The 15,228-nt window shown below is 73.5% G+C and carries 8 protein-coding genes; 4 read left to right on the forward strand and 4 right to left on the reverse strand.

Annotated elements, in window-relative coordinates:
• Positions 1-8 precede the first annotated feature (8 nt).
• Positions 9-2,042, forward strand: a complete 2,034-nt coding sequence (locus AC6EXY_RS09565; RefSeq protein WP_499816999.1) for an allophanate hydrolase — start codon at positions 9-11, stop codon at positions 2,040-2,042.
• A gap of 34 nt (positions 2,043-2,076) precedes the next feature.
• Entirely contained in the window at positions 2,077-2,358 is a 282-nt protein-coding gene (locus tag AC6EXY_RS09570; protein WP_101833208.1) for a metal-sensitive transcriptional regulator, read from the forward strand.
• A 70-nt stretch (positions 2,359-2,428) separates the two neighbouring features.
• Here the strand turns inward: AC6EXY_RS09570 and AC6EXY_RS09575 are convergent, their stop codons facing one another.
• Positions 2,429-2,935, reverse strand: coding sequence for a MarR family winged helix-turn-helix transcriptional regulator (locus tag AC6EXY_RS09575; protein WP_101833209.1), 507 nt, complete (start codon positions 2,933-2,935; stop codon positions 2,429-2,431).
• Between the two features lie 119 nt (positions 2,936-3,054).
• Here AC6EXY_RS09575 and AC6EXY_RS09580 point away from each other — a divergent pair, with 119 nt between their 5' ends.
• Entirely contained in the window at positions 3,055-3,717 is a 663-nt protein-coding gene (locus AC6EXY_RS09580) for an alpha-ketoglutarate-dependent dioxygenase AlkB (RefSeq protein ID WP_499817000.1), read from the forward strand.
• Between the two features lie 190 nt (positions 3,718-3,907).
• Here the strand turns inward: AC6EXY_RS09580 and AC6EXY_RS09585 are convergent, their stop codons facing one another.
• The 3 genes from AC6EXY_RS09585 to AC6EXY_RS09595 form a co-directional block, all read right to left on the reverse strand.
• Positions 3,908-7,042 carry a WD40 repeat domain-containing serine/threonine protein kinase gene (locus AC6EXY_RS09585; protein ID WP_499842326.1) on the reverse strand — a complete coding sequence of 1,045 codons (3,135 nt, stop codon included), beginning with the start codon at positions 7,040-7,042 and terminating at the stop codon, positions 3,908-3,910.
• Between the two features lie 581 nt (positions 7,043-7,623).
• The gene (locus AC6EXY_RS09590; protein ID WP_101833583.1) at positions 7,624-8,262 is read right to left on the reverse strand and encodes a response regulator; all 639 of its coding nucleotides are present in this window, start codon (positions 8,260-8,262) and stop codon (positions 7,624-7,626) included.
• A 157-nt stretch (positions 8,263-8,419) separates the two neighbouring features.
• Positions 8,420-12,712, reverse strand: a complete 4,293-nt coding sequence (locus tag AC6EXY_RS09595; RefSeq protein WP_499817002.1) for a hybrid sensor histidine kinase/response regulator — start codon at positions 12,710-12,712, stop codon at positions 8,420-8,422.
• Between the two features lie 173 nt (positions 12,713-12,885).
• Here AC6EXY_RS09595 and AC6EXY_RS09600 point away from each other — a divergent pair, with 173 nt between their 5' ends.
• On the forward strand, positions 12,886-15,039 hold the full coding sequence (locus AC6EXY_RS09600; RefSeq protein WP_101833581.1) for a SpoIIE family protein phosphatase: 2,154 nt from the start codon (positions 12,886-12,888) through the stop codon (positions 15,037-15,039).
• Positions 15,040-15,228 lie beyond the last annotated feature (189 nt).

A 15,228-nucleotide genomic window follows, 5' to 3' on the forward strand; every position in this document is an offset into this window, starting at 1 on the left:
GCCGGCCGATGCCGATCGACGTCCCCGACCCCGCCCCCGACCTGCGGGCGCCCGACCTGCAGGCCGCCGTGCTGCGGTCGCGGTACCGCGCCGGGACGCTGCGGGTGACCGAGGTGATCGCCGAGGTCTACGACCGGATCGAGTCCCGCGGCGACGACGGCGTGTGGATCTCACTCGTGCCACGGGCCGCCGCGCTCGCCCTGGCGGCCGCCCTGGATGCGCGGCGGGCGGCCGGCGCCGAGCTGCCCGCCCTGTTCGGACTGCCGTTCGCGGTGAAGGACAACATCGACGTCGCGGGGCTGCCGACGACCGCCGGCTGCCCGGGCTTCGCCGCCGGCGCCGTCTGCGTCGGCAAGACGAACCTCGACCAGTTCGCGACCGGCCTGACCGGGGCCCGCTCCCCCTACGGCACCCCGGTCTCGCCGTTCGACCCGACCATGATCGCCGGTGGCTCCAGCTCGGGCTCCGGCGTCGCCGTCGCGGTCGGCCTGGTCAGCTTCGCGATCGGTACCGACACCGCCGGGTCGGGCCGGGTGCCGGCGGCGCTGAGCAACGTCGTCGGGGTGAAGCCCTCGCGCGGGCTGGTCAGCACCCGCGGGTTGGTGCCCGCCTGCCGGTCGCTGGACTGCCTGAGCGTGTTCGCGCTCAACGTGGCGGACGCCCGCCTGGTGCTGTCCGTCATGAGCGGCCACGATCCGGCCGACCCGTGGTCCAGGCCGATGCCGCCCGTGGGTCCGACCCCGGTCGCGGCCACGGCGCCGGCCCCAGCTCCGGTCCCGACCTCTCCGGTCCCGACCTCGGCTCCGATCCCGGCCCCGGTTCGGGTTCCGCGCGCTCGGGCGGCGGGCGGTGTCCGGGTCGGGGTGGCCAGGTCGACGGATCTGACCTTCTTCGGGGACGAGGGGGCCCGGGCGGTCCACGAGCACGGGATCCGACTGCTGCAGACGGGCGGTGGCGAGCTGGTCCCGGTGGACCTCGGGCCGTTCCTGGCCGCCGGCGAACTGCTGTACGACGGCCCGTGGCTTGCCGAGCGGTTCGCCTCGGTCGGCGAGTTCGTCCTCGCCCATCCGGACCGGACGCATCCGGTCGTCCGGTCGGTGCTCGCACCAGGCGCGGCGGTCACCGGCGCCGACGCCTTCCGCGGGCTGACCCGGCTGCGCGCGCTGCGAGGCCAGGCTGACGAGGTCTGGCGGCACATCGACGTGCTGGCGCTGCCCACGGTGCCCACGACCTACCCGCTCGCCGCGGTGCACGCCGATCCGGTCGGCCTCAACAGCCGGCTCGGCCGGTACACGACGTTCGTGAACCTGCTCGACCTGGCCGCGATCGCCGTTCCCGTCGGCTTCGCCGGCGCGCTGCCGCACGGGCTGACCCTCATCGCCCCCGCGGGCCGGGACGCGTTTCTCGCCGACCTCGCCGCCGACCTGCACCACCGCGCCGAGCTGCCGGTCGGGGCGACCTACCACCGGCTGGCCCGGCCGGAGCCCCCGCACGTCGCCGCCCCGCCCGGGTCCCGCACACCACCCTCCCCCCGCACGACTCTCTCCCCCGGCACACCGCCGGGCTTCCTCGATCTGGCCGTCGTCGGCGCGCACCTGAGCGGCCAGCCCCGCAACGCCGAGCTGGTCCGGCTCGGCGCCGTCCTGCTGCGGCCGGACCGAACCCTGCCCCATTACCGCCTGTACGCGCTGCCCGAACCCGGCCGCGATCCCGGACCCGGACGTGACTCCGCGGCCGTCACCGGCCCCGATCGGGCCCCCGGACTCGGCGCCGGCCGTCCCGGCCTGCTGCGGGTGGCCGACGGCGGCGCGCGGGTGGAGGCCGAGGTGTGGCGGCTGCCGGCGGCGGCGGTCGGCGCTTTCCTGCTCGGCGTCCCGTCCCCGCTGGCCATCGGCACGGTCGAGCTCGCCGGTGGGCCCACCCTCGGCTTCCTGTGCGAGTCCGTGGCGGTCGACGGCGCGGTGGACATCACCGAGCACGGTGGCTGGCGGGCGTACCTCGCGAGGGATCGGCCCGACCCGCTGGCCGCGCGGGTACCGTAGGGGGGTAGTTCACCCTGGGGGAGGCGCGCGGCGGATGCACGGCTACACCAACTCCAAGGACGAGTACACCGCCCGGCTGCGGCGCATCGAGGGTCAGGTCCGCGGGCTCCAGCGCATGATCGCCGAGGACAAGTACTGCATCGACATCCTCACCCAGGTCTCGGCGGCGACCCGCGCCCTGCAGTCCGTCGCCCTCGGCCTGCTGGAGGACCACCTCGCGCACTGCGTCGCCGACGCGGCGGCGCAGGGCGGCCCGGTCGCCGACGAGAAGCTGCGCGAGGCGACCGCGGCGATCGCGCGGCTCGTGCGTTCCTGACGCCTGGCCCGCGCCCACCGGCTGCCGGCTGCCGGCCATCCGGCCACCGGGCCGCCTCCAGCCGCCGGGCTCAGCTCGCCGGCTCGCCGCCCCGGTCTCCCAGTTCCTCGACCAGGTTCGACAGCGCGGGCAGCGCCGCCATGATGGCGGCGCGGTCCCGTTCGGCCAGCCGCCCCAGGGCGATGCCCAGGCGCCGCTCGTGGGCCCGCTGCCACCCGGCGAGCGCCGCCGCGCCCGCCGGGGTCAGCCGCAGCAGCGCCGCCCGCCGGTCGGCGGGATCCCGCTCCCGGTGCAGGTAGCCGACGTCGGCGAGCTGCTGCACCAACGTCGAGACGCTGTTGGGGGCGAGGCGCAGCAGGACCGCCAGCTCACCGACCCGGGTACTCTCCCGCTCGGCCAGGCACTGCAGCAGCTCCACCTGCGCCATCGGGAGGGACTCCCAGGCGTACTCGGTGCGGATGCTGGTGCGCAGGACCCTGCGCAGCCGAGTGACGATCTCCGTGAGTCGGTGCACATCACGGTCGAGGCCGGCCGCCTCGCCCTTCCCGGCGGGGGCCTCGGGGATACGACCGGTCATGCCGGCCTGAAGCTCATCACGTCAACGCCTCCTGATCACGCACGTTACGCCGTTCGGCGGTGGGCCCCTCGAAACTCGTCGCGGCGCCGCGGTCTCGGGCGAGAGGTAGCGTCGGCCCCATGACCGACGCCGCCGGCAGCCCCGCGCAGCGGACGGAGCGAATCTGGCTGGACGACCGGTCGTGGGTGGACGTCACCCGCGGTTGGCTGCCCGACGCCGACGAGTTGTATCAGGCGATGCGCGACGGCCTGTCGTGGCGGCAGGGAACGATGTGGCGCTACGAGCGTCAGGTGACCGAGCCGCGGCTGAGCGCCTGGATCCCCCGCGGCGGTCCGGTGCCGTTCCCGCCGCTGCTGGCCGCGTACCGCCGGCTGCGGCGCACCTACGGCGTGGACTTCGACGGTTTCGGCATGTCCCTCTACCGGGACGGCAACGACGCGGTCGGCCCGCATCGCGACCGCGAGATGCGCTGGCTCGACGACACGATCATCGCCATCCTCACCCTCGGTGCGCGCCGACCGTTCCTGGTGAGGTCCCGTCATCTGACGGCGGGGCGGCGACTGCTCAACGACCCGCACGCGCCCGGCGGCCGGGACCTGTCCCCCTCCGGCGGCGACCTGATCGTCCTCGGCGGCCGGGCGCAGGCGGACTGGTTGCACGCGGTTCCCCGGGTCCCCGGTCACGTCGGCCCGCGCATCTCGGTGCAGTGGCGGTGGACGTCGCGCACCGGCCGCCCCGAGCAGGGCCCCGGCTACGGCGCGGCCCGCCACTTCAGCCGCTGAGCCGGGGCGTGGCAGCGTTGTGGCAGCCTCACGCGCCGTCCGTGTCGCGAACTGGGGCCGCCGATGGCGATCGCGTTCCGCGGAACGCATTCCCTTATCAGGGATCGGGTATCAGGATGGCCCGGGCAGCGGGCCCGTGAGACCGGACGGAGGACCCGAGCGGCCCGGAGCTCGCAGGTCCGGTCGTGTCTCAGCCGCAGGGTGGCTCGTAGGGACGGTGGCCGAGATAGGTGCGCCACTGGGTCCGGGTGATCTGGTCGCCGACGCGGGCACAGGCCTCGTCCTGGGCGGCACCCAGGTCGAGCTGCCACAGCCGGACCACGCCACCAGTGCTGACCACCAGGGTGCCCGCGCGCCCGGCCGGTCCGAACACCCCTGCGCCGATGTCGGTGCCGACCGGGACGGCCGCGCGGCGCACCGGGCCGGCCGGCCGGGTCATGTCCCAGAAGGCCAGCTCCCCGACGGGATCGCCGAGAGCGAGCACCCGGCCGTCCGCGGACAGTGTCGGCACGGGATTCTCGGCGCCGACGCCGTCGATCGTGGCGAGCCGGCGCAGCCCGCGCGGATCGCCGAGTCCGTACACCTCGGCCCGGGCCTGCCCGCCCGAGGTGTTCGTCGCCACGAACCAGCGCCCGTCCGGGCTGACGGACAGGCCGTCCACGACCACCGGCTCGGTGCCCGTGCTCGGATCGGCGCCCGGATCGGGGCTCGCCAGCCGCTCGGCGCGCAGCCGGGGGGCGGCCGGGTCGGTCACGTCCCAGACGGCCAGACGGCCTGGGCCGCCCAGCACGAGGGAGCGTCCGTCCGGGGTGAATGCCAGGGTCGTCGCGGCCGACGGCTCGCGTAGCACGGCGCGGGACCGAGGCGCCCGCGGGTCGCTGACGTCCCAGAGCCGGACGGCACCGTCCGCGCCGGCCGACGCGAGTGTCCGGCCGTCCCCGCCGACGGCGAGTGCCGTCACCGCACCGATGTGCGCGCTCACCGCGGCGAGTGCCGCGACCTGGACGGGTGCCGCCCGGACCTGGTCGAGACCGCTGCCCGCGATGATCCGCGGTGGGTCCAGCCGCCACAGCCGGACCGCGCCGTCGGCGCCCGCCGTCACGACGGTGTCCGGCGCCGGCGCGGCCGTCGAGGAGGCCGAGGCCGCCGCCCGCGGCACGACCACGACGGCCCGCAGCTCCGAGCGTGCCGTCCGCGCCGACGGGGAGATGGCGGCGGGGCGGGCGAGTTCCGCGGGAACGGTGGCATGCGGGCTGTCGTCCGTCGGCGGGGCGGTCGCGCGTCCACGCGCGTCGTCGGCGGCGAGCCGGCGGCGGTCGACCGGTGGGGTCTGCGCCGAAAGGTCCGCCACCCGCCGGGCGGCCGCGGGGTCGGCGATGTCCCAGACCGACGCGCCGGTGTCCCCGGCGGCCACGAGGTAGCGGCCGTCGGTGCTGAGCGCGACGCTATGCACGGAGCCGGCGGACGCGGTGATCCGGCGTTCGCCCGCCTCGACGAGGGCACCCGCGGCCATCGAGGTCGGCGAGATGCGAAACGCGGCCACGGCCAACTGTCTGGCGAGCTCCGGCTCGTCGTCCAGCAGCCGGATCGCCGAGCCGGCCGCCTCCCGGGAGACCGACGCGTCCGCGCTGTCCCGCAGGCCGTCCAGGGCCGTGACGACGCCGGTCGTGGCGAGCGCCGAGGACACGGCACCCAGCGCCATCACCCGCCACAGCCAACTCCGGCGGGGCGGGCGGGCGGTCGCCGCCCCGGCAGGCGCCGGCGACTGGTCCCGACCGCCGGCCACACCCGGCGACCTGGCCCGCGAGGCGGCACGCGCCACCGCGGAGCGGGTCTCCCCGAGCAGACGCTGGACGGGCACGTGAACGGGGGCTGGGGCTGGGGCTGGGGCTGGGGCTGGGGCACCCTGCGGTGGAATGCGCGTCGACGTGTGCTCGTTCCTCGACGCGGCACTCGCGGCCGATGCCGCGGTCGGCTCGGGCTCCTCCTTCGCCTGCGCGTCCCCGCCCTCGGGATCCGAGCTGCCATCGGCCCGCGAGCCGCCTTCGGATTCCACGCGCGACGCCCCGCCGTCCGCGCTGGCGACGGGATCGACGCTGTCGGCGCGCACGGCGGGATCCGCGGGATCGGCGGGATCGGCGGGATCGGCGGGATCGGCGGGATCGGCGGGATCGGCGGGATCGGCGGGATCGGCGGGATCGGCGGGATCGGCGGGATCGGCGGGATCGGCGGGATCGGCGGGAGCCGACGTGTCGGGTGGAGCGGACTCCTCGGCGAGCGCGGACCTCTCGGGCGAATCAGCCGCGTCTGCTGGGTTGGAAGCGGAGGGTGACGGGTCGTCGGGAGGCGGGTCCGCGGACGGATCGTCGTCGGGTGGTGGCTCGGCGGGCGAGCTGATCGTGGCCAGGACGGGGAGGAGATCCCGGGTGGCCGCGGGGTCAGCCGTGGGCCGCGACCCGCGGGTGGGTCCCGGCGCGGCGGGAGCCGGGTCGGGCAACTCCTCGATGAGGTGTTCCAGCAGCTCCGCGGCGACCGGGCGGCGTTTCGGATCCTTACGCATCGTGGCCGCGACCAGCTCACGCAGGGCGGGTTCAAGCGCGGACAGATCGGGTTCCGCGTAGACCGCGCGCTGGAGCAGCGCACGGGGCGTGCCGCCGCCGAACGGCGGCTGACCGGTGACCGCGAACAGCAGCACGCCGCCCCAGGTAAAGATGTCGGACGCCGTGGTCACCGCCTGACCGAGAGCCTGTTCGGGGCTGATGAAGGCAAGTGTCCCAATTCCCGGCGACGATGACCCTGAATTGTCAGCTAACACGGCGTTGAGTACCCGGGCGAGACCGAAGTCCACCAGGCGGAGCCCCTGTCCGGAAAGCACCACATTGGTCGGCTTCAAATCGGCGAAGACAATTCCGTGCTCATGCAGCGCGGCGAGCGCGGCCGCGAGCCCGAGGGCGAGCCGCCCGGCGTCGGCGGCGGACAGCGGCCCCTCGTCCTCGACACTGGCGGCCAGGGTCGGCGCGTTGACGAACTCGACCGCCACGTAGGGGGGCTGTGCGTCGGTGTCCACGTCCAGGATCGCTGCGATGCAGAACGGGTCGAGCTCGCGCAGCCGCTCAAGATCGTCCCGGAGCCGGCGGCGGAACTCGGCGTCCCGCCCGAAGGGCGCGGTGATCGTCTTGATGAGGACCGGGTGCGCAAGATTGTTACGCCCGAGAAACACCGGACCGGTCCCGGCGTCGACAAGCTTCCGTTCAACGGTGTACGGACCGATAGTTGCGGGGGCAATCCCGGTGAGTCCATAGGGAGTGCGCCGGGCAATCGCCATACGCCGAAACCTCCTACGGCTCAACAAACCGGCCGTGCGGGCACGGCGGCGGATCTGGTCGACAAATCCATGCTATCGGCGCCGACCGAAGACCGGGCGGCAACGATTCGGTTCACAGCCCGCGCTCAGCCTCGCCGGCGATCGCCAGGACAGTCCGAAGTGGACCATCCGGTACGGGTGGCAAGCCGGTTCGACACGGGCCGACAGGGCAATGGTGACCACAGGTGAGTAGCAACGGACACACCGGCACCTTCGGTCGGGTCCGTTGCCACCAGCGGCGACGGCGTGATGTGACCGACGCAACGATGGGCGAGGATCGCCGGGCGCGTCGCCTCGAGCCGGCGGCCGGCGGGCGTCCACCGCCGGCCGGCCCGACCGGACCACCGCGGGCACCCCGCCGGGGTACCCCGGCCCGCGCTCCGGAGCACGCCAGCGCACACCGGAGCACCCCGGCCGGCGGCCACGCCCGCCACGGTCAGCCACGCTCCGGCGCCACCCGAAATCCCGCCGCGCCTTGCCGCCTCACACCACGTCACACCACGTCGCACTGCCGCGACGCGACGTGGCCGCAGGACCGACCGTCAGGTGTTGGAGGAGCGGGCGAAGGGCTGAAGCCGGGCGACCAGCCCGCGCACCTCGGCGCCGGCCGCGGCGAGCGTCTCCTCCGTGGTGCTGTCGCCGCTGCCCTCGAGCAGGACGTCGAGCGCGATGAGCCGCTCGGCGACCTCCGTCATCAGGTCGAAGTCCCGCCCGCGCTGACGGACCAGCTCGGCCAGCCGCTCGTTCTTCTCGAACAGCTCGACGAACACGCTCACCTTGGCGCGCAGCAACCAGGGATCGAACGGCTTGGCGATGTAGTCGACCGCGCCCACGGCGTACCCGCGGAATGCGTGATGGGGTTCCCGGTCGATGGCGGTGAGAAAGATGATCGGGGTGTCCCGGGTCCGCCCGCGCTGCTTGATCCGGTGCGCCGTCTCGAATCCGTCCATTCCAGGCATCTGGACGTCGAGGAGGATCACGGCGAAGTCATCGACGAGAAGGCGTTTCAGGGCCTCCTCGCCGGACGACGCCGTCACGAGATCCTGGTCCAGCGAGGCGAGAATCGCCTCCAGCGCCATGAGATTGTCGGCGCGGTCGTCGACCAGAAGGATCTTGCTGCGGGGCCGTTCCGTGGTCGGCCCGCCTTCGCCGTCGACGAAACCGCCCGTCCGCTCGGTCACCCGCCTGCCTCCTCCTTCGCGGTCGCCCTGCCGACCTTCGCGGTCGCCCTGCCGGTCCGTGGTGGGTGTAGCCACCCCACCACCATCGCTGATCGCATCTGGGGGCCGCTCACCGGCCCACCGATACACGCCCGTTTGCGCACCATACGCGATCTGATCAACACAGATACGAGCGCATCACCCCGAGGAGGTGGTCGAGATCCACAGGCTTGGTGATGTAGTCCGACGCACCCGCCGTGATGCTCTTGTCCCGGTCCCCCGGCATGGCCTTCGCGGTCAGCACCAGGATCGGCAGCTCGGCGAACGCGGACATGTCCCGGATCATCGACGTCGTCTCGTTGCCGTCCATGCCGGGAAGCATGACGTCCATCAGCACGAGATGCACCGGGCCGGTGTCCTGCTGCAGCGTACGGATCGCGTCGTGGCCGTTGTCGGCGTAGAGCACCCGCATTCCGTACATCTCGAGGGCGCTGGTGAGCGCGAAGACGTTGCGGACGTCGTCGTCGACGACCAGGACCGTCGTCCCGACGAGCGGGTCCGACCCGTCGGGGCTGTCCGCCGGCGCCCGGCCGCCGGCGTCGGCCGGGCCGGTGAGGAACGGCGTGCCCACCGTGTTCTCACTCGGCCGCCACCCCTGGGCGCCGACGGTCGACGCCGCGCCGGCCGTCGGCGACGAGCCTCCCGGCGATGACGAGATGAAGGTCTCCGGCACCCCCACGCGATCACCAGCGCCGTCGGCACCGGACCCGTTCACGCCAGCCGCGGCGGCATCGCCCGGGGCGGCACCGATCGCCGAATCGCCGGCCACCCCTGTGCCGCCCCGGCCCGCCGCGGGCGCGTCGCCGGAGACGCCGGGACGCGGGCCGTGGACGCCGTTCGAGCTGGCGAGCATGCCCCCCGCCGGGCCGGAGCCGGGGATGGCGGGCACGGAACCACCCGCCTCGCCGCCGCGGCCCAGCGGTCCGTCCGGCGCGCCGACGATCATCAGCACGTCGTCGGGCTCGCCGGGTGTGACGCCGAACGCCGGCATCTGCGCGAGCGGGACCGTCGGCAGGTAGAGGGTGAACGTGCTGCCCCGACCGACGGCGCTGGACACCGCGATCGAGCCGCCGAGCAGCCGGGCGATCTCCTTGCTGATCGACAGGCCGAGCCCGGTGCCGCCGTAGCGTCGCGAGGTCGTGCCGTCCGCCTGCTGGAACGCCTCGAAGATCATGCGGAGCTTCTCCGCGGCGATGCCGATCCCGGTGTCACTGACCGCGAACGACAGCACCGTGCCGGCCGAGCGCAGGTGGCTGGCCAGGTGCGGCAGGTCCGGCCGAGCGAGAGTGACGTCGAGGCGGACCGAGCCGCTGTCGGTGAACTTCACCGCGTTCGACAGCAGGTTCTTGAGCACCTGCTGCAACCGCTGCTCGTCAGTGACGAACTCTGCCGGGACATCGGGGGCGAGGCTGACCTCGAACGCCAGACTCTTCTCGTTCGCGATCGGGCCGAAGACGGTGGCGACGGCGTCACAGAGCGCGCCGGTGCGCACGGCGGTCGCGTCCACGTCCATCTTGCCGGCCTCGACCTTGGACAGATCCAGGATGTCGTTGATCAGCCCGAGCAGCTCGGTGCCGGCGGAGTGGATCGTCTCGGCGAAGTCGATCTGCTTCTGGGACAGGTTGCGGTCCGGGTTGTCGGCGAGCAGCTTCGCCAGGATGAGCAGGCTGTTCAGCGGCGTACGCAGCTCGTGGCTCATGTTCGCCAGGAACTCCGTCTTGTACTGCGAGGACAGCGCGAGCTGCTCGGCCTTCTCCTCCAGGCCGATCCGGGCCAGCTCGATCTCGCGGTTCTTGTCCTCCAGCAGCTGCGCCTTCTCCTCCAGCTCGTTGTTCGTGCGCTGCAGCTCCACCGACTGCGAGCGCAGCTCCTGGGTGAGCCGCTGGGACTGGGCGAGCAGCTCCTCGGTGCGGGCGTTCGCCATGATCGTGTTGAGCACGACGCCGATGGTGTCGACGAGCTGGTCGACGAGGATCAGGTGCAGCTCCGAGAACGGCGTGAACGACGCCAGCTCGATCACACCGAGGACCTGGTTCTCGAACACGACCGGCACGACGACGAGATCGCACGGCGGTGCCTCACCGAGGCCGCTGCGGATGTTGAGGTAGCCGGCGGGCACGTGCTCGACCCGGATCCGGTTGCGCTCCAGCGCCGCCTGCCCGATCAGGCCCTCGCCGAACAGGAACGTGCCGTCCGAGCGCCGCCGCGGCACCGAGCCGTAGCCGGCGACGTAGCGCAGCTTGTCGCCCTCGATGAAGTCGAGCAGGTAGACCGTGCCCTGCTGGGCGTTCACCGCCGGTGTCATCTCGCTGATGATCATCTGGCAGACCGCGTACAGGTCACGCTGGCCCTGCATCTTGCTGCCGATGCGGGCCAGGTTCGACTTGAGCCAGTCCTGCTGCGCGTTGACCTCGGTGGTCTCCCGCAGCCGGGCGATCATCTGGTTGATGTTGTCCTTGAGCTCGGCGACCTCACCCTCGGCCTCGACCGTGATCGACCGGGTCAGGTCACCGCGGGTGACGGCGGTGGACACGTCGCCGATCGCGCGCAGCTGGATGGTCAGCGTGGAGGCGAGCTGGTTGACGTTGTCGGTGAGGTCCTTCCAGGTGCCGGCCACCCCGGCGACCGTCGCCTGACCGCCGAGCTTGCCCTCGACGCCCACCTCCCAGCCGACCCGGGTGATCTCGGCGGCGAACGAGGAGAGCTGGTCCACCATCGTGTTGACGGTGTCCTTCAGCTCGGCGATCTCTCCCTGCGCCGGAACGGTGATCTTCTGCGACAGGTCGCCGCGGGCCACCGCCGTCGTCACCAGGGCGATGTTGCGGACCTGGCTGGTCAGGTTGCCCGCCATCGAGTTCACCGACTCGGTCAGGTCCCGCCACACACCCGAGACCCCGCGCACATGCGCCTGGCCGCCGAGCGCCCCCTCGGTGCCGACCTCGCGAGCCACGCGGGTGACCTCGTCGGCGAACGACGAGAGCTGGTCGACCATCGTGTTCAGGGTGTCCTTGAGCTCCAGGATCTCGCCCTGGGCGGTCACCGTGATCTTCTGCGAGAGGTCACCCCGGGCGACCGCGGTGGCCACCAGGGCGATGTTGCGGACCTGGCTGGTCAGGTTGCCCGCCATCGAGTTCACCGACTCGGTCAGGTCCCGCCACACACCCGAGACCCCGCGCACATGCGCCTGGCCGCCGAGGTTGCCCTCGGTGCCGACCTCCCAGGCCACCCGGGTGACCTCGTCCGCGAACGACGAGAGCTGGTCGACCATCGTGTTCAGGGTGTGCGCGAGGCCCGCCACCTCGCCGCGGGCGTCGACGGTGATCTGCCTGGTCAGGTCGCCGCGAGCCACCGCCGCCGCCACCTCGGCGATGCTGCGCACCTGGGTGGTCAGATTCCCGGCCATGACGTTGACGGAGTCCGTCAGGTCCCGCCAGACCCCGGACACCCCCTTGACCTGCGCCTGACCGCCGAGCTTGCCCTCGGTGCCGACCTCCTTCGCCATTCGGGTGACCTCGTCGGCGAACGCGGAGAGCTGGTCCACCATCGTGTTCACGGTCGACTTCAGCTCGTGGATCTCACCGCGCGCGTCGACGGTGATCTTCTGGCTCAGGTCGCCCTGCGCCACCGCGGTGGTGACCTGGGCGATGTTACGGACCTGGCTGGTCAGGTTGCCCGCCATCGAGTTCACGGACTCGGTGAGGTCCCGCCAGACCCCGGAGACGCCCTTGACCTTGGCCTGCCCGCCCAGGTTGCCCTCGGTGCCCACCTCGCGGGCCACCCGGGTCACCTCGTCGGCGAACGACGAGAGCTGGTCGACCATCGTGTTCACGGTCGTGCCGATGCGCAGGAACTCCCCGCGCACCGGCTGGCCGGCGATCTCCAGCGCCATGTGCTGCGACAGGTCACCCTCAGCGACCGCCGCGATGACCCGGGCGACCTCGTGCGTCGGGCGGGCCAGGTCGTCGATGAGCGAGTTGACCGCCTGGGTCATGTCCGACCAGCCGCCCGGGGTGCCCATCTCCTCCATCCGCAGGGTCAGCCGCCCGTCCCGGCGAATGACCTTGCTCACCCTGGCGAGCTCGCGGGCATGGCGCTCCTGGGAGGCGGCCAGCTCGTCGAAGCGGCGCACCACCTCGCCGGCGACCCCGTCGCGGGCGGAGATCCGGCTCGACATCCGGGTCGAGAAGTCGCCTTCGCACAGCTTGGTCAGCCCGTACAGTAGATCGGCGATCAGCTCGTCCGACGACGTCGGCGACGAGGCGGACGACGTCAGCGTCGCGCGCGCGAGGTCCGAGCCACGGGGGGTATCTGCCTCGCCCGGTGCATGAGAGACGATGGTCGCGGTAGCGTCACGGCCGGGCGGAGCGGGATCGCGGCGGGCCGGGGACTGCTGGTCGTCAGTGGCACTCATCGGTCTCCTAGCTGAGCTCGGTCGGCACGATCGTCTCGGACGACGGGCCGGGTGGAACTGCCCGGGCCAGGGGCGGTCGCCTCGGGGCACCGGCGTGGCGGGCGTCGGTGGACAGGTGACACCAGCCGCCAGTATCCGCCTCACGATGGACAACGCAGGAGAGACTGAGCGACATGACTGGCGCAGGAGGGGGTCCGGGGATCCGGGCGCACGCCATCACGCTGCCGCCCACCCCCGACTCCCCCCGTTCAGCCCGACGGTTCGTGCTGGAGGCGCTACGCGGCCGGCTCGACGACGACCTGCTCGACTCCGCGCTCCTGCTGGTCACCGAGCTTGTCACCAACGTCGTGGTGCACGCGGGCACCCATGCCACCGTCGACGTGCGCAGAGAGGGCCACGGGGTGCGGGTGGGTGTGGCCGACCGTCATCCGGTCCGGATCGGGATGGCGCGGGTGAAGGTCGACGTCCCCCGGCCGGCGTCGGCGTTCACCGAGGAGGCCGACTTCGGCACGGACGGGCTGCGCGAGGACGGCCGCGGCCTCGCCCTCGTGGACGCGCTGGCGACCAGCTGGGGCACCGAGCATCATCGCGGCGGCAAGACCGTGTGGTTCCGCCTCGGCTCCCCGGAGATCACCGGCGAGGGTGCCGACCTCGCCTGGGACGAGACCGGCTCGGACGACAGCGCCGTCTCCGGCGACCGGGCCGCCCGGGGCGATGGCGACCGTGTCGCCCAAGGCCATGAGGTCGCCCGCGTGCCCGTCCAGGCGCGGCCGCCGCGGCTGATCGCGCGCGACAGCGCCCGGGCGCTGACGGCCGAGGGCGAGGTCGGCGAGCTGCTGGCCCAGCTCGTCGACGCGCTCGCCGTCACCGCCGCGCTCGTACGCCGCCCGGGTCGCGACGGCGGGCGGATCGAGTCCGTGGCCACGCTGGGCGTCGTCGGCGAGGACGCCGACGCGATGGCCTTCCCGCTCGATCCCACCCAGGAGAGCCTCGGCGAGCTGCTGCTGTGGCCGGTGCCCGGTGTCGGCCTCGCCCCGCCCGACGTCGAACGGGTCCGGCTGGCCACCCGCTGGATGGCGCTCGCGCTCGGCGGCGGGGACATGCGCCGGGCCGAGGAACGCCGCATCGGCATGCTGTCCTTCCTCGCCGAGGCGTCCGACCTGCTCGCCGGCAGCCTGGAGCTCGGCCACTCGCTGGCGCTGCTCGCCCGCCTGCCGGTACCGCGCCTGGCCCAGTGGTGCGCCGTCTACCTGCACCGGGAGAACGCCGATCCGGCGCTGTGGTCGGCCACGCACGCCGAGGAGAACATGGCCGGGGCGCTCGAGGTCGCCGCCGCGGACCCGTCCGGGGCGCTGATGGCGGCCGTGCGGGGCGCGAGCGGGGACCGGGTTCGCTCGCTGACCGCGCTCGGCGGCCCTGCGCTGGTGATGGTGCTCAAGGCGCGCCGCCGCCTGCTCGGCGTGCTCGCCCTCGGGCGCCCGGACGGCAACGCCTTCGCCGCCGACGAGATCGACCTGCTCGCCGACCTCGCCCGGCGGGCGTCGTTCGCCATCGACAACGCCCGCCTCTACAGCCGCCAGGTCGAGCTCGCCGGCACTCTGCAGGCCGGGCTGCGCCCGCCGGACCTGCCGCGCATCGAGGGCCTGGACCTCGGCTCCGCATACGGCGCCGCGCAGTCGGCGGGGCTGGACGTCGGCGGCGACTTCTTCGACCTGCTGTGGGGCCCGCTCGGCTGGACGATCGCGATCGGCGACGTCTGCGGCAAGGGCGCGGAGGCGGCGACCGTGACCGGCGTCGCCCGCGCGGTGCTGCGGCTGCTCACCGGCCGCGGCACCGATCTCGGCGAGGTGCTGCTGGAGCTCAACCGGACGCTGCGCGAGGCCGCCGCCTCCCATCCGCACGGTCAGGGCCGCTTCTGCACCCTTGCGGCGGCGTCCGTCACCGGCCCAGGGGAGTCCGGGATCGGGCTGCGCCTGTTCCTCGCCGGGCACCCGCAGCCGGTGGTGCTGCACGCCGACGGACGGGCTTCGCTGGTCGGGCGCCCCGGAACCCTGCTCGGCGTCCTCGACGACGACGAGGTCTCCTTCCCCGGCGTGGAGATCACGCTGCGTCCCGGTGAGTCCCTGGTGCTCTACACCGACGGCGTGATCGAGGCCCGCGACGGGCGGGACCTGCTCGGCGAGGACCGCCTGCTGGCCGCCGTCGGCGACTGCGCCGGGCTGACCGCGCAGGGCATCGCCGACCGGGTGCTCACCGCGGCGGAGCGCTTCGCCGGCGGCAACCTGCGCGACGACGTGGCCATCCTGGTCGCCAGGGTGCCTGACTGAGCCACCCGGCGAGCGACCCGCTCCGCGAGCGTCACCACCGCGCCCCCACCCACCGCGTCCACCGCTGCCAGGCGGTCTCCGCCCCCGCGAGCACGACCGGCCGAGTCCGGCCGAGTCCGGCCGAGTCCGGCGGATCGCGACGATCGTCACGTCCCCGCCGCCGGCTCGTCCTGCTCGACGCGCGAAACC

It is taken from the genome of Frankia sp. RB5 (assembly GCF_059816245.1).